Source organism: Rickettsiales bacterium (genome assembly GCA_025210695.1).
Taxonomy (GTDB): domain Bacteria; phylum Pseudomonadota; class Alphaproteobacteria; order Rickettsiales; family CANDYO01; genus CANDYO01.
The window spans coordinates 24,942-40,491 of sequence record JAOARE010000019.1; the positions used below are offsets into that span (position 1 = coordinate 24,942).

Annotated in this window: 14 protein-coding genes and 1 pseudogene; 6 read left to right on the forward strand and 9 right to left on the reverse strand. The window is 33.1% G+C overall.

Annotated elements, in window-relative coordinates; translation table 11 throughout:
- Positions 1-407: 407 nt before the first annotated feature.
- The 5 genes and pseudogenes from N4A31_03235 to N4A31_03255 all read left to right on the forward strand — a co-directional run bounded on the left by N4A31_03235 (position 408) and on the right by N4A31_03255 (position 4,532).
- Positions 408-671, forward strand: a pseudogene (locus N4A31_03235) (IS481 family transposase).
- Positions 672-977: 306 nt separating this feature from the next.
- On the forward strand, positions 978-1,601 hold the full coding sequence (locus tag N4A31_03240; protein ID MCT4635247.1) for a LysE/ArgO family amino acid transporter: 624 nt from the start codon (positions 978-980) through the stop codon (positions 1,599-1,601).
- Positions 1,602-1,673: 72 nt separating this feature from the next.
- Positions 1,674-2,285, forward strand: a complete 612-nt coding sequence (locus N4A31_03245; GenBank protein MCT4635248.1) for a LysE/ArgO family amino acid transporter — start codon at positions 1,674-1,676, stop codon at positions 2,283-2,285.
- Positions 2,246-3,763, forward strand: coding sequence for an apolipoprotein N-acyltransferase (lnt, locus tag N4A31_03250; GenBank protein MCT4635249.1), 1,518 nt, complete (start codon positions 2,246-2,248; stop codon positions 3,761-3,763). Before N4A31_03245 ends, lnt begins: the two co-directional genes overlap by 40 nt.
- Before the next feature lies 1 nt (position 3,764).
- Positions 3,765-4,532: an alpha/beta hydrolase gene (locus tag N4A31_03255; GenBank protein MCT4635250.1), complete on the forward strand. Its 768-nt coding sequence runs from the start codon at positions 3,765-3,767 to the stop codon at positions 4,530-4,532.
- 2 nt (positions 4,533-4,534) lie between these two features.
- Here the strand turns inward: N4A31_03255 and mutL are convergent, their stop codons facing one another.
- Positions 4,535-6,334, reverse strand: a complete 1,800-nt coding sequence (gene mutL, locus N4A31_03260; protein MCT4635251.1) for a DNA mismatch repair endonuclease MutL — start codon at positions 6,332-6,334, stop codon at positions 4,535-4,537.
- 71 nt (positions 6,335-6,405) lie between these two features.
- On the opposite strand from mutL, the gene N4A31_03265 reads away from it, so the two are divergent.
- Complete coding sequence (locus N4A31_03265) at positions 6,406-7,818, forward strand: UDP-N-acetylmuramoyl-L-alanyl-D-glutamate--2,6-diaminopimelate ligase (GenBank protein MCT4635252.1); 1,413 nt, start codon at positions 6,406-6,408, stop codon at positions 7,816-7,818.
- A 26-nt stretch (positions 7,819-7,844) separates the two neighbouring features.
- Here N4A31_03265 and N4A31_03270 read toward each other — a convergent pair whose 3' ends face one another.
- The 8 genes from N4A31_03270 to N4A31_03305 all read right to left on the reverse strand — a co-directional run.
- On the reverse strand, positions 7,845-8,273 hold the full coding sequence (locus N4A31_03270; GenBank protein ID MCT4635253.1) for an IS1 family transposase: 429 nt from the start codon (positions 8,271-8,273) through the stop codon (positions 7,845-7,847).
- Entirely contained in the window at positions 8,174-8,527 is a 354-nt protein-coding gene (locus N4A31_03275) for a hypothetical protein (protein ID MCT4635254.1), read from the reverse strand. The genes N4A31_03270 and N4A31_03275 overlap by 100 nt, the downstream gene beginning before the upstream one ends.
- A gap of 124 nt (positions 8,528-8,651) precedes the next feature.
- Positions 8,652-8,969: a hypothetical protein gene (locus N4A31_03280; GenBank protein MCT4635255.1), complete on the reverse strand. Its 318-nt coding sequence runs from the start codon at positions 8,967-8,969 to the stop codon at positions 8,652-8,654.
- 43 nt (positions 8,970-9,012) lie between these two features.
- On the reverse strand, positions 9,013-9,228 hold the full coding sequence (locus tag N4A31_03285) for a hypothetical protein (protein ID MCT4635256.1): 216 nt from the start codon (positions 9,226-9,228) through the stop codon (positions 9,013-9,015).
- Entirely contained in the window at positions 9,183-10,079 is an 897-nt protein-coding gene (locus tag N4A31_03290; protein ID MCT4635257.1) for a tetratricopeptide repeat protein, read from the reverse strand. Before N4A31_03290 ends, N4A31_03285 begins: the two co-directional genes overlap by 46 nt.
- Positions 10,080-11,225: 1,146 nt before the next feature.
- Entirely contained in the window at positions 11,226-12,821 is a 1,596-nt protein-coding gene (locus N4A31_03295; protein MCT4635258.1) for a hypothetical protein, read from the reverse strand.
- 294 nt (positions 12,822-13,115) lie between these two features.
- Positions 13,116-14,651 carry a hypothetical protein gene (locus N4A31_03300; protein MCT4635259.1) on the reverse strand — a complete coding sequence of 512 codons (1,536 nt, stop codon included), beginning with the start codon at positions 14,649-14,651 and terminating at the stop codon, positions 13,116-13,118.
- 113 nt (positions 14,652-14,764) lie between these two features.
- Positions 14,765-15,550: LuxR C-terminal-related transcriptional regulator (locus N4A31_03305; GenBank protein MCT4635260.1), on the reverse strand; the 786-nt coding region annotated here is incomplete at its 5' end.

Consider the following 15,550-nt stretch of genomic DNA (forward strand, 5'->3'; position numbering starts at 1 on the left):
TTTTTATCGATGAAAGTTTGGTAACTCCAGTAAATATTTGCCATACACATCATTGCGTTAGGGATCAATATTTTCTAAACATGACCATTTATTCAGAGGACAGCTTTTCAACTTCTTATAGAATAAATGGCCCTTTTAAAAATTATACCATCCATACAGATTTTAGTAGGGTGGTTTGAATTTTGGCTTTAATAAAGTTTGATATTTAATTTTCTATTCGAGGTTTGATGTTGTCTTCTCAACAAAGTTCTATTTTATTGGGTTGAATATTTTTAAAGTTGATGGAAGATTGTACTGGTTCAAATAATACAAATCTTATAAATAATAGGACATATAGCTAGGTGCATGGTCCCATTGTGTGATGGTTTAAATAATAGTAAATTATCATCTATGACCCAGGAGGTATTATGGGACAAATATTACACAGCTTCGCCACAACGAAAGAGGCAGTGCGTAGAGCAATACAAAATAGTCAAGAGAGCTTAAATGACCTGGCTAAAAGTTATCCTCTTAATCCTAAAATTGTAGCTAAATGGCAAAAGCGAAATTATATTCATGATACCGTCATGGGACCTAAGGAGATTCATTCAACTGTATTAACTGCTGAAGAAGAAGCTGTAATTGTGGCTTTTCGCAAAACTACTCTGCTTCCTTTAGATGATTGCCTTTACTATCCTATAGTATGGATTACTAAGTCTGATTATAAAGAGGAAATACTATACCTTAGTGGATTGAATATTTCCATTGTTTTAGAGTTAGTTCCATATGTCTCTAACTCAACCAATCTTACTATTAATTCTTTAGATAATTCATGATCAGTTTTTTCATAAAAAATGTCTTCATTCTCTATGACAAAATCACCTACGCCAAATATAGGAAAAAACAAAGGATCAAAAGGAAGAGGGAAATAACTAATATTGACATCTAACAAAATTAAAGCGATTATTAATTGAAGCAATCATATAAAAGGTAACTTTATGGGTTTTTCCTCTCTTTTGTTTTTTGAAGGTTTTAGTCTTTGTTTCAGCTTGATCGTTTCAGTTGGAATGCAAAACACCTTTGTTTTAAAGCAGGGGATACTCAAAAATTATAATCTCCTCATTGCATCAATGTGTTCTGTTGGTTACACAATTCTAATTGTAGCTGGAATATACGGCTTTGGAATGATGATAGATGATAATGCACCACTTATGGCCTTATTTCATTGGGGAGGAATTGTTCTTTTAATGGGTTACGGAACAATGTCTTTCTATTCAGCTTTTAAAAAAAACAAAACTAAACTAAACACTGAAACTAAACTTCTAGACTTAAAAAATGTAATCCTTATCACTCTAGCTGTAACTTTCTTAAACCCTAACACTTATCTTGAAGCATTCATTTTAATTGGTAGTGTTAGTGCAAGCTTTTCAGATACAGATAAATTACCTTTCGCCATAGGAGCCGTAGGAGCTGCATTCATTTGGTTTTTTCTTCTTAGTTTTGGATCGCGCTTCTTAAAACCACTTTTTAAGAAACCACTCTCTTGGAAAATTCTTGACTTTTTCATAGGCTGTCTAATGTTTACAATAGCCATATCTTTTATAAATAAAAATATCTCATAAATTTACACTAGTATTGACTTCCTATAAAAATAGATTAAAGATTAATAATTATCTTTATAATATATAAATTTTATGACCTTCTCCTATACCTTGTTTTTTCAAGGATTCAGCCTTTTACTGAGCTTAATTATTGCCATTGGCATACAGAATAGTTTTGTTTTAAAACAAGGAATTCTAAGAAGCCATAATCTTATAATCGCAATAATTTGTTCTTTTGGTGATACATTATTAATTATTGCAGGAATTTACGGATTCGGAGAACTTATAGCCACTAATGAATCTCTGCTAAAATTCTTCCACTGGGGAGGAGTATTGTTTTTACTTGGATATAGCCTAACTTCTTTCTACTCAGCATTCAAAAGTAATAGATTAGATCTTAATACCCAGCCCAGAATTTTAGATTTAAAAGAAGTAATTATTAAAGCTTTGGTTGTAACTTTTTTTAATCCCAATGCTTATTTGGACACTTGCGTTTTAATAGGCAGTGTTACCGCTAATTTCTCAAGCGACCATAAACTATCTTTTACCCTAGGAACCATTACCGCTTCATGTTTTTGGTTTTTTGCACTTAGCTTTGCTGCACCATTTTTAAAACCATTATTTGAAAAACCAATCTCTTGGAAGATTTTAGATTTCATGATAGGATGCCTAATGTTCACAATCGCCATATCTCTCATAAAATGAAAAAATTATATTTAATTGCATTCATTTTAGGATTAATTTGTTCCTTCGGTCAACCACCATTTAACTATGCTATTGCTTCTCTATGTTCACTTTCTCTATTTTTTTATTTACTTAATACAATAAAAAATACCAAGCAAATTATTTGGTTTTCATTTTTATTTGGATATGGATATTATATTTACAGCTATCATTGGCCAAGTGAATCCGTATTAACTTATGGCGACCAGCTGCTATGGCTATATCCCTTAGGAATAATTTTTATCCCAGCATTCTTTGCCCTCTACTTTATTTTGCTAGGATATTTAATTACAAAATTTGCAAAAAATAACGTCTTCTTAATAGCACTAATTTGGCTAGCAGTAGAATTCATCCGCAGTTATGTTTATATTGAATCTCCATGGATATTAATTGGTTATATTTGGTCTAACTCAAATATCATTAGCCAAAGCGCATCTTTATTTTCTATCTGGGGATTAAGTTTTTTAAGCCTGATTTGGGCAGGGGCAATATATTCTGCAGTTAATATTTATACAAAAAAAGATATATCCCAGTTATCTATTATATATGTAGCCCTAATTAGCTTTATAGCTTGCTATCTTTATGGTGAGTATCGTCTAAATAATCCTCCCAAACTTACCGAGCAAGATGCTAAAATTCGAATCATTCAAGCCAATATTGATCGAAACATCTACTCTAGAATGAGGAACCATCATTTTAATTTCATGAAACATATTAATGCCAGCAAAACTTCAAAGGATGAAAAGATTGATTATATCATTTGGCCAGAAGGAGCACATGAATATTCTTTAAATACCCCTGGAATGCTTGATACATTAAGAATCGTTATACCTGAAGATTCTTTGCTCATTCTAAATGCCACACGTAGAGAAGGAGAAAAACACTGGAATTCTTTATATGCTATTGACCATAATGGAGAGGTTTTTGATTATTACGATAAAATTCATTTAGTACCACTAGGAGAATTTATTCCTTTCAGAACTATCTTGCCATTTATAAGTAAACTAACTTCTGGAGGAACTGATTATAGCACAGGAGATGGTGGTAAAATTATAAATGCCCGCCATCCATTTATGCCAAGTGTATGTTATGAGGCTGCTTTCCCTGAAAGCAATCCAGGATTTTTCACATGGATTCTTAATATTACTAATGATGGGTGGTTTGGCACCAGCATAGGCCCCCACCAACATCTGGCAATAGCTAAGTTTAGAAGCATTGAACAAGGCGTCCCAATGGCTAGAGGATCACTCACCGGAATTTCAGCAATCATAGATAGTTTTGGCAATATAACAAAAAGCCTCCCTCTTCTAACCACTGGAATATTAGATGCTCAATTGCCAGGCTATATTACAAAATTCACCTTCTATAGATATTATGGATATTATAGTGTGATTCTGCTAATATTAAGTATTTTCTTCTTAGAGAAATGCATTAATTTTAAACGCAACCTGGATATCTAATATGCAAAGATATTTCTTCACTCACGATAATTTAAAATTCTCATATCTTGACTCTGGAGGTGATGGTAAAATATTAATAGCCCTACATGCTCATTTTATGCAAGGGAAAACTTTTTCTAAAATAGCTGATGAGTTATCTCCGAAATGGCGTATTGTTGCTCTTGATCAGAGAGGTCATGGATATACAGATCATGCTGATTCTTACGCTAGAAAAGATTATCTTGATGACATTAGCGCTCTTCTAAAACATCTTAATATCAATAAACCAGTTGTATTAAGGGGTAATTCCTTGGGAGGAGTTAATGCATATCAATTCGCTGCCAAAAACCCCAAACTAATACGCGCTATGGTCATTGAAGATATAGGCGCTAACCTATCAATTGATCTAAGCTTCTCACTTGCTTGGAAGGGAACTTACAAAACAAAAGAAGAACTTCTACAAGCTATTGGCCCACGCTTTAGTTCTCATCTTAAAGATTCATTTTGTGAAACAGATGCGGGCTGGAAACTTATGTTTGATCCTAAAGAAATGATAATCTCAAATAGTTATCTTAGTGGCAACCACTGGAATGACTGGTTAAAAACAGATTGTCCTTGTTTATTAATTAGAGGCAAAAACAGCATTGTATTAACACAAGAACATGTAGAACAAATGGCTAGCAGAAGGCCTAATACTAAGCTAACTGTTTTAGATGGAGGTCATGCAGTTCACAGAGATAATCCTATAGACTTTACTACAGCCTTAAAGGATTTTCTACAAACGATATAAATCTAACTTCTTTCAAATAGTTTTTCTATAGCCTTAAGATCTAACTTAATATAAGTTGGGCGCCCATGATTGCATTGACCGGTATGGTCACAATCCTCCATTTCACGAAGCAAGGAATTCATTTCTTTTATACTCAAGTTTCTCCCAGCTCTAATACTATGATGACAAGCAAAAGTGGCTAAAAAATGCTGTATCTTCTTTTCTAAGGAAACTTGTTGGTTATATTCATTTAAATCATCCACTATATCAAGTATTAGTTTTTTCACATCTTTGCATTTCAATAATGCGGGTAACTCAGTTACTGAAATCTCTTTACTACCAAAACTTTCAAAATATAATCCTAAATTTACAAACTCTTCTCTATTAGCCAACAGCTGCTCTATTACATGCTCAGGCAATTCAATAATTTCTGGAACTAAAAGACGTTGAGTTTTTATTTGTTTGTTTAATATTTCTTTCTTTAGCCTTTCATAAAATATTCTCTCATGCGCTGCATGTTGATCTATTAAAATCATTCCATCTTCAGTTTGAGAAATAATATAAGTATCATGAATTTGTCCACAAGCAGCTCCCAAAGGAAAATTAACTTGGGCTTGATCGAATTCAGCAGGCTCTGCGTTAACCATCGGTTCTATGGGAGCAAAAATAGCCGCAGTGGTTTGAGCATCTGGAATAACTGGTCTTGTAAAATTAGGCTTTGGGGAAGCAGAATATTGTGCCCTTGAAGGCTCTTGCATAGAAGGCACATTCTCTGGAATGAATGAACTTATAGCCACCTCAGTTAAGTGATCTGAGGCTTGCTTACCTATACTACGAATTCCATGTTTTATAGCAGAAATTACTGCTCCACGAATCAAATTGCTATCTTTAAATCTAACCTCAGATTTAGCAGGATGAACGTTCACATCAACGAAAACCGAATCTATTTCTAGAAACAAACATAATAATGGATGTCTGCCATGAGGAATAAAATCTTGATAGGCTATTTTTACAGCCATCGATAACAGTTTATCTTTTACCGGGCGTTTATTTATAAAGAAATATTGCTCATTAGAAGTACCAACGTTATAGGTAGGAGCACTAATATACCCCCTCAAAGAATAGTCAGAATCTTCTGATTGAATATAAGTAAAGTTCTCTTTGAACCCTTTGCCTATTATATCATTAAGGCGGTTGTATAGAGCTTCTTCACCATCATAAGCATCATAATTAAATATCTCTTTCCCTTCACTGGTTAAACTGAATGCTATATTTGGATTAGCCATAGCAATTTTCTTTAAACAATCAACGATGTAATGGATTTCTGTTTTCTCAGTTTTAAGAAATTTTAAACGAGCTGGAGTTGCAAAAAATAAATCGCGCACCTCAATCTTGGTGCCTTTTGAAAGAGAAGCAGGATGAGGCTCCTGTTTTTCTCCTCCAATAATATTAATACTCCAAGCAAATTCTGAAGTATCATTTTGAGGCCTAGAAGTAATAGTTATTCTACTCACTGAAGCAATGGAAGGCAAAGCTTCCCCTCGAAAGCCAAAAAACTCTATATTATTTATGTCCTCATCTGGTAATTTTGATGTTGTATGACGTTCAGTTGCTAATAATAATTCTTCCTTATTCATGCCGATACCGTCATCGATAATGGTAATCAAATTTCGTCCAGCATTCTCAATAATAATATCGACTCTAGATGCTTTAGCATCAATTGCATTCTCTACTAACTCTTTTACAGCAGAAGACGGACGCTCTACAACTTCTCCGGCAGCAATACGATTAATTATAGTGTTCGAAAGAATTTTTATATTCATAACTAATATTTTCCTATATATTTTCTCTAGAGTATAGATATATAGTTAAAGTAATTCAAGAATATAAGGACATGATGGACATAGACTTTAGTAAAGTTTCAGGAATTGCAATAGATTCGCGTGAAGTAAAGCCAGGCTTCATATTCGTAGCAATAAATGGCTCCACGCAAAATGGACATAATTATATAGCTAAAGCAGTGGCCAATGGTGCAAACATCATTATTCACCAAGAAGAAATAGAAAAAATTTCAGGAATAACTTATATTAAAACCTCTAATTCCCGGGTAACCTTAGGGGAATTAGTTGAGCAATTTTATCCAAAGCAACCTAAATATTTAATGGGAGTGACTGGCACGAACGGAAAAAGCTCAGTAGTTCATTTTGTTATAGAAATTCTAAGTGCTTTAAATAAAAAATCCGTCTCTATTGGAACATTAGGAGTATTGGGAGATCTGCAAATTGATTCTAAGCTCACTACTCCTGCAACTATTGAAATGCATAAAATTCTTAATGAAATTGTAGATAATAACATTGAATATACTGCCCTTGAATGCTCCAGCCATGGAATAGATCAACATCGTTTAGATCATGTTAAATTTAAGGCCTGTGCATTTACTAATTTCACTCAAGATCATTTAGACTATCACCATACAATGGAGAAATACTTTGAGGCAAAACAGCACTTATTTGATCTAATGAAAGAAGGCTTCGCTATTTTAAATGGAGACATTCCTGAATATAATGACCTGCTTGACTATTGTTTAGAACGTAAACATAAAATTATCTGTTATGGAAAAAAAACAGATAAATACGCAACATATAACATAACAATCAATTCCATCAAAACTCTTGGAACCATACAGGAGGTTTCCTGGAACATTGAAGGAAAACCTTATAATACTTCCTTTAATCTAGTTGGCAATTTTCAAATATATAATATAGCTTGCGCCATTGGTTTATTAATGGGGTGCGGTATAGATCCAGATAAAATTATGCCAGTATTATCTAAAATAAAAGCTGTTACCGGAAGGATGGAATTAGTAACAACCTATAACAATGCTAGCGTTTTTGTTGATTATGCCCATACTCCTGATGCCTTGGAACATTCATTAAGAACTTTATCCTTTGCTACAAAAAATAAGTTATTTGTAATATTTGGTTGTGGAGGAGATAGAGAAATAGAAAAGCGTCCTATAATGGGGGAAATAGCTAAACATTATGCTGACAATATAATTATCACTGATGATAACCCACGTAATGAGGATCCTGCAAAAATTCGTCAAGCTATTATAAATAACTGCACTAGCGCAAAGGAAATTGGAGATCGAGAAGAGGCGATATCTTTTGCCTTATCACAATTACAACCAGGAGATAATTTGCTGATTGCTGGGAAGGGACATGAAACCTATCAAATCCTTAAAAATAGGACTATAGAATTCAACGATTCTCAGAAAGTTATATCCTTAATAAATGCCCTAAAATAATGTTACTCTTACCTCTTTTTTAAATATTATAAATTCATAAATTTGGCATCGCCCAATAATTGTACATAGAAGTTTAAGTTTATCATATCTTTCCAAAACAATAAAGTTAAGCTAGCAACAATCATTTTAATAGATTTACTGTATCTTTTAGTTCGACGATTAAATCTAGCTAAATAATGCCTCACTATAGAATTCTTAGCCTCTACCAACGCTGTTTCTGATTTGGTCGTATGATGATGTTCAGATATTTTGTAATATTGATAAGCGCTATACCCATCCGTACACAAATGTTTAACCTTATATTTCTTCTCTATTCTCAAGGCTAACTTTAAATAAGTTTGCCTACTTCTGTCGCCTACTTCAAAATCAATAACTTTATTCGTCCGTCTATCAACAGCAATCCATACGAAGGTAAATTCTCCGCCATTTTTTGGTCTTTTTTTATATACGTACAAAGCTCATCTAATTCCAATATTTCTATTTCTTGAATTGAATTTAAGTTATTATGGGTTTTTTCAAACGCTAACTTTACATAAGACGCAGCGCTCTCAATCCATTTTGAGATTTGACTGTTACGAATTCCGGTTAATCTTTCTATAGTCCTGATACCGCAGTTTTCTAAATAAAGCTTGATTACCTTAAGGTGGTCGGCTGTAGAGTATTTTTGTCTTGCGTCACCTTCTCTAAAAAAGTTCCGCACTTCTTGCATTTATACCTTTGTTTGCCAAACGCAAAGCCGCTCTTTACATAATCACTGAAACCGCAAGACTTGCATATTATCATCGTCATAATCCCCCATATTTGTTATATAGAGGATATCATAACATTTTTATTTATTGTTGTATATAATTATTGGGCAATGCCGAAACATCATTACTAGCAGCGCTTTCTTTAGTTGAAATGGCATTGTTATTTAGGCTCCTTGTAGTAACGCTCTCTTGGTTTATGAGCTTGTTTTCATCTGATTCTTTATTTGTTGGTACACAAAAATCACGATGTACGGCGTCTACCTTGTCGCCAATTTGACCACTATCAAAAGTCTTATCAATATTTGCTGAATATTGCTTAAATAATTCATACCCCATTCTATAATAAAAAATTGCTGACGAAATTGGTCCAACAACTTTGAGAGAATTGTTAGATATTGACATAATGTCCTCTCCATAAATTAGAATCTAATAGCATTTTTTATTATCAATTAATAGTGTTGTCATCACCTGTTGGTTGCTGCTCACCTGGAAGAGTAGTTAGATTATTTTCAGTGATAGCAAAATCTTTTCCATCTTGTTCAATTTCTATATAATTAGTTTTATTAAGCAATAGTTGTAATGCAGCTGTATAATTCAAACTTTCATCAGTGTTATTTAACTTATTATGATATTCAACCAATGTACTATATGACTTAACCAAATCTGGATGATCTTCACTAATATTTCTACGTACAAATAGAGCTTGCTCGTAATTAAAAAACTTTCTTGCTCATGACCTTCGAGTTTCTCATATGCAATTGCTAGTTCGTCTAACATATCAGCTTTTTCTTCTAGTTCCTTTTGTGATGTAGGTTTTATAAAGTTTAATTGCATTTCTAATTGCTTAATCTTAAAATCTGAGCTATTTTTCGTTTTATTTAACACTTCATATGTCAAAGTGAGGTCTTTATATAGATTTATAATATTTTCACGCGGCTCTTTTTCGCCATAAATGCGTTTTTTTAATTCTAAAGCTTGGTGAAAAAGTGATTCACTTTTACTATAGTTAGCTCCTAATCTATAATAAGCAGCTCCCACATTCCTAAGTGCATCAGCGTAATCACTAATGAGCTGATTATCGGTTGGATCAGTAATTTGAGGTAATTCAGTTGCATTGTATTTTGCTTGATACAATAACTCCCGTTTGTTCAATACAATCTGATAATTTTCTAAAGAACGTTCATGGTTATTTAATCTTTCATAACAAACACCAATATTGTTATAAATATCTGTAATATCTTGAGGCGGAATTTTACCAGATTTTTCTAGCTCTTCAAACATATCTCGCTGTTTATAAAAGTTACTTAGGCTCTCTCGGTATTTTCCAAGAGCAAAATTACACAAAGCTATCACTCTATACAAACTAGCTGTTTCGGGTCTGGCTTCTTCTTGATAAACATTCTCTCTGATAAGAAATCCTTTATTATACCATTTTAAAGCCTCTAGACATTCTCCATTACCATGCTTAGCTGTTCCTATTCCTATTACTGCCATTGCTGTTAAGGGATCCATTCCTTCTTTGTCAAAATCAGTGCAAATTTTCCATGCCTCTAAAAATAGGGCAAGCTCTCCTCAAATTGTTGATTATTTATATAACCTGTCCCTTTGTGTATTAGAGTTTTTGCGTGTTCCTTTGTGTTTTCTATGGGATTTGACATGGTGTAAGTCCTCTAATTTTGTTTTCTTATCATACTATATAGATAATGAATATTTTAAAGATTATAGTATGAGCAATCGTAAACTAATTTTAACGTATATAGCAGTCTCAATCAATAGCAAAATTTAATTTCTACTGTTATTTTGTTAATAGGTTAATATATCCAGTTGTTAATCTACTAGCTTATAAAAACCCTTTGGAGTAGTGACTCTCTCTATTTACGAACCAGTTTTGTAGCCCAGTGTTTCTGAGGGTGTTGCTGGATTTAAAAATCAATACCCTAAACGGAGAATGGAGATAAAATATGGGATAAAAATGGTCAAAATGGGGTTATTTGAGGTGAATTCTGAAAGTGGAAGCAACAAACCCATTTCGCTTTTCTGAAGCTCTAGGCTAGGCAGATATTGGGTTGTAGAGCGTAGGAGACGAAATGGTCAAAATTAGTGGAGAGTGAGTTCAACTCAACGGAAACTGGTGGAGTGGATGTGTCTAAAAAATAAATTTTCTCCATTCAAAAATATGAGAGTTTCTACTGGATACAGAAGTAAAGACAAGTTTGTAATACTGAAAAGCGGTAGGTGGATATTACTATTTGCAAACTCTCATATAAACTGAATTAATATACTACCTAGTCGGACGTTAAAAAGTATGCTTTTGAACTAACTGTATGGAAGTAAGAATTTTTTAGATGATCTAGCTTTTATTGCACTCATAAATATAGTTGCACAAATTGCAATAAAAGCCTCAACCAGGCTAATACCTGTCTAAAATTGAAGCCAGCCGCTGATAGGCATGCATTAATTTTTGATGAGGCAATGCGCCCATGCTATATTCCAAATCAGTCAATATTGGATTACTAAAAAATATAATATAAATGTTAATTTAGGGTTAACTAAATCGAGTAGGAGCAAAGAGGGTAGATTTAAAAAAATACTGATAAGATATTTCAAGAACATTGAAGGATGCTGGCAAGCTGTCAGCATCCTTTGGTTTTGTAATAATTAAACACAAAGATCAGTACAGAAATAATCAGGACCTTCTTCGCTATTAGAACCAAGTATAGCATTATTACTATTATCGTTATCGTATAGTGTAAAATACCATGGTGATGTGCAAGTTGTAGGCTTTTCAGTACGATTCCAAGTATCATAACCTGTTACTGTATAATTTAAAACGTCATAAAATGGATCTGACTCTTCATGTAAAATTGGTTGTTCACTAGTCGAGAAAACATCGAACTGGTCTCCACCATTATTACGGGCTTTGAATTCAAAGTAGGTAAGATACTGAATTGCTGATGATGTGTAATTAGTGTAGCAAGGACCCATTTCAAGAATAGTGAGCTCAAATTCTGGACTAGGTTTATTAATATTTAACCACTGTTCAAAATTATAATACAGACATGCCCATCCAGTGCTAAATACATATTTTATTTGTTCAACAAATCCCAAATCATTTGCTGTAACAGGATCAAGTCTTTGTTGAATTGCCGCTCCGGTTTTAAGACAATCCTGAGGAACATCAAAACACTGAATTGCACCACTATTTGGATTTAAAAGAACATTGATATTATTATTTACTTGTTCATTTAGAGACAATGCATCAGCATAACCTTCGCTGGTGGTAGATAATTCAACAGGGTAGTTATATACGATAGCATCTGATAACGGCTTATAGTATCCTTTATTTTCTGTAAGTTCATTGGACAGTTTAATTCTCTCCCCAAGAATTGCTGGTGTAACTACAGAGCTAACAGTCAAATTATAATCAGATGTTGGGGTATACTCATATTGTCCTGCTCCCAATACAGTGGTGTTTTCATTGGTATTTAAATCAAACTGATTAGGGAAATCTGTATTTGCATAATCAAGCATGCCATTTGCAGCATTAACGCATGCATCCATATCTTGTAATAAGCATGAGATTATATAATAATTGCCATCAGAATCTGCATTAAAAATATTAGAAAGACTGGCTGGTGTCCCCCCTTTCTGGTAAGCTATTATTGAGATTTTTCCTGCAGCCTGTGTATTCTTGGCCCAAGCACTTATATCTGTGGAGAATGCACCTATATCTCCAGAGGAAGCTTCAAATGAAACTTTTTCCTGATGATTATAAAATGCCATTTTTACACTCATTAACAACATGGCACCTTCTTTATATGAAGTGATAATATTATCTCCACATATTTGATTAAAATATTGATTTTCTCCGTTGTCATATTTTAATTTAGCGTCCTCAGTTAATATTGAGTCTTCATAGCCAGCAACACTCAATGAATTTGTTTTAGATACAACTTTATAATAATTATAGGAAGTGGCCAGATAATCATCTTGCACAGAATGATAAAAATCAATTTCTGGTTCACTTAGAAAAACATTTATACTACCTGGGCTAAAGTCTATATTCATAGAGCTTGCAAACTGATCAAACAACAACCATGTATCAAGTTTTATTAGGCTTTCCCCTCCTGATGTGCTAGAAATAGCACTATTGAAACATCTGTTACCATCAACTAGTTTCTGAGAATCACTAGAGAAACCAGCACCTATTAAATCGTCATTATTACCTTCATTTAGTTTATTTATATTTGCCATGATATACCTCTTCTTTTAATACACCTAGTAAACGAAAAAAAAACTACTAGGCCTAATTGAATATTAGGAAATTGCTCTCTGTAAAACAATGGGTACAAATTACCTATGTTGCTCACTAAAGATCCTACAACCATTTGTTTGTATTTAATAATTCAACTTTCACGATAAAAACTATGCCTCAAAAGTTCTAACTAATTGATAGTTTAAAAATGAATACCGGGGCTTCTTGCTTTTCTTTTACTTAAAAACATAGAAATAAAGCCCCTTAACTAGATGTTTACAATGCCTAAAACATTAAGCAACAACATCACTACCAAACATGGTTTGGTTATATGTAGTAAAATACCACTCAGAGATATATGTAGTTATTGTTGTTGTTGAACACTCGTGAGAATATCCATCTCTACAATAATCACTAATTTCATATAAGGGATCACTCCCTTCATGCACCTCAGGTTCTCCATTTGAGTAGTAATGCCAACTGTCACCAGAAATATCTTTATAAAAAAATCCCCATTCAGTAAGGTAAGGTATTTCGGATGAAGTTTGATTAGTGTAACAAGGATCCATTTGATAGATTTGATCACTTGTGCTCTCCCATTCATCTCCATCCCAAACAAATGCCCCCCACTGCTCACTTAAAAAATAATATTTTATATCTTCTAGAAAACTTAGATTACTTTCAGTAACTGGATTAATATTTTTTTGAATAACTGCACCAGTTTTAAGACAAGACTCAGGAACATAAAAACACTGAATTTCTCCATTAACAGGATCTAAAATAACATCTACATTATTTTTCACATCGTCATTTAAAGATTTAGCTGCTGCATAATTTTCACTACTAGTAGACCACTCCACCGGATATGTCTTTAACAAGGAATCTGATAATGGCTTATAATAATTTTGATTTTCATCAAGAATTTCAGACATTTTTACTCTTTCATGAATAATTGCTGGAGTAACTATTGACTCAACTGGTAAATCATAACGATATGTAGGGGTATATTCATATTGTCCATCTCCAAGCACTGTTATATTTTGGCTATTAGTACCGTCAACTGAAAATTGTGTAGAAAAATCAGAATATGCATAATCTAACATACTGTTTGCAGTATCAACGCAAGCATCCATATCCTGCAGAGAACATGAAATACTATAATAATCTCCCTCCGAAGATTTATCAAGTATGTTAGCAAGCTCACTTGGTATACCACCTTTTTGATAAGCTATTATTGAGATTTTACCTGCAGCTTTTGTCTTTTGAGCCCATTCCTGTATATCTTCAGAAAAAACTCCTATATTGCCGGATGATGCTTCAAATGAAAGTTTTTCTTGATGCGTATAAAAAGCCAACTTAATACTCATCAATAGCATTGCCCCTTCTTTGTATGAGGAAATAAAATTATCTCCACATTCTATGCCAAAATATATGTTATTACCATTATTGTATAAAGTCTTGCCTTCATCTGTTAATATTTCTTCGCCCATTCCATTAACTTGTAGTAAAACTTCTTGCAAGGTAGTTTGATAATAATTAAATGACATAGATAAATAATCATCCATAACCGTACGATAAAAATCAGATTCACCACCTGTTTTAAAAAGGTTTATACTTCCATAGCTAAAATCTAAATTAAGGGCTTTAACAAATTCTTCAAATACCATTGCTTCATTAAGTGCTATTACACTCTCAACACTGGAAATACCAGATACAGTCGTACTATAACACCTATTATTCTCAACCAATTGCTGAGAGTCATTAGAGAACCCCGCACCAATTAAAGTACTATCTTCGTCTGCTTTTACTTTAATAAGATTATTTTTCATACTAAACCTCTTCTTTATAATCACACCTAGTAAACGATAAAAAAAGCAACTAGGACTGTTTTAATATTAGGAAACTGCTCTCTGTAAATCAATGGGTACAAATTACCTATTGATCAACCATGAGTTTTGATATTTTTTATATAAAAATCGATTAGTTCTTCTTTAAAATGCAAACCTGTTTTACTTTTTATATGTTCCACATGATGTTGAATAGTTTTAACTGAAATATTTAATTTTCTTGCTATAGTTTTATAGGTAAAACCATCACAAATAATTGAAAGTACTTCTACCTCCCGATTAGAAAGTCTATTATGACATTTATTAATTAGATATACATTTCTGTGTATAATGTTCATCATATCCTTAACAGGGGGCATTTCTAATTTTGCATATCCTGATTTCGCTAATTGGGTATTAAAACTTGTACTAAGTCTAAATGTATTCTGCTCAAAATTATCCTCCGAAAAATGCAATATCTTTTTGTGAGCGTTAAAGTACTTTATAAATTTTAGTAAAAATGGCTTATTCCTAATAAACAACTTATGCCAGCCATCTTCTGCATTTTGTTTGGTGAACCAGTATAGCTCGGTATAGTCTTTGCTTACTTTAGAAACTGTAATCCCATTCCACATGCCATATTCTTTGTATATTTCCATTGCTGGACAATTTGGTATTGGCTCCTCTGGCCAGATGGTGAAGTTATATGGTTGATCAAAATAGGTGGTAACGTTCCTAGCGCAGAAGATGTGGCTTGTTTTAACATTAGTCACCCATTTTTTGAGACATTCTAGGTCCTCAATAATTTGGTAGTATCTGCCATCATTAAACACAATCATATAACCGAAGTTAATGCCAAGATGCTGTTTTAATGGGGTGATGATCTGCTTGAACAGATCGTG

Excerpts from the sequence above, each read along its gene's own strand:
- N4A31_03240 (MCT4635247.1), top strand. The coding sequence starts at position 978 with ATGGGTTTTTCCTCTCTTTTGTTTTTTGAAGGTTTTAGTCTTTGTTTC.
- N4A31_03245 (MCT4635248.1), top strand. The coding sequence starts at position 1,674 with ATGACCTTCTCCTATACCTTGTTTTTTCAAGGATTCAGCCTTTTACTG.
- lnt (MCT4635249.1), top strand. The coding sequence starts at position 2,246 with ATGCCTAATGTTCACAATCGCCATATCTCTCATAAAATGAAAAAATTA.
- N4A31_03255 (MCT4635250.1), top strand. The coding sequence starts at position 3,765 with ATGCAAAGATATTTCTTCACTCACGATAATTTAAAATTCTCATATCTT.
- mutL (MCT4635251.1), bottom strand. The coding sequence starts at position 6,334 with ATGAATATAAAAATTCTTTCGAACACTATAATTAATCGTATTGCTGCC.
- N4A31_03265 (MCT4635252.1), top strand. The coding sequence starts at position 6,406 with ATGATGGACATAGACTTTAGTAAAGTTTCAGGAATTGCAATAGATTCG.
- N4A31_03275 (MCT4635254.1), bottom strand. The coding sequence starts at position 8,527 with ATGCAAGAAGTGCGGAACTTTTTTAGAGAAGGTGACGCAAGACAAAAA.
- N4A31_03280 (MCT4635255.1), bottom strand. The coding sequence starts at position 8,969 with ATGTCAATATCTAACAATTCTCTCAAAGTTGTTGGACCAATTTCGTCA.
- N4A31_03290 (MCT4635257.1), bottom strand. The coding sequence starts at position 10,079 with ATGGATCCCTTAACAGCAATGGCAGTAATAGGAATAGGAACAGCTAAG.
- N4A31_03295 (MCT4635258.1), bottom strand. The coding sequence starts at position 12,821 with ATGGCAAATATAAATAAACTAAATGAAGGTAATAATGACGATTTAATA.
- N4A31_03300 (MCT4635259.1), bottom strand. The coding sequence starts at position 14,651 with ATGAAAAATAATCTTATTAAAGTAAAAGCAGACGAAGATAGTACTTTA.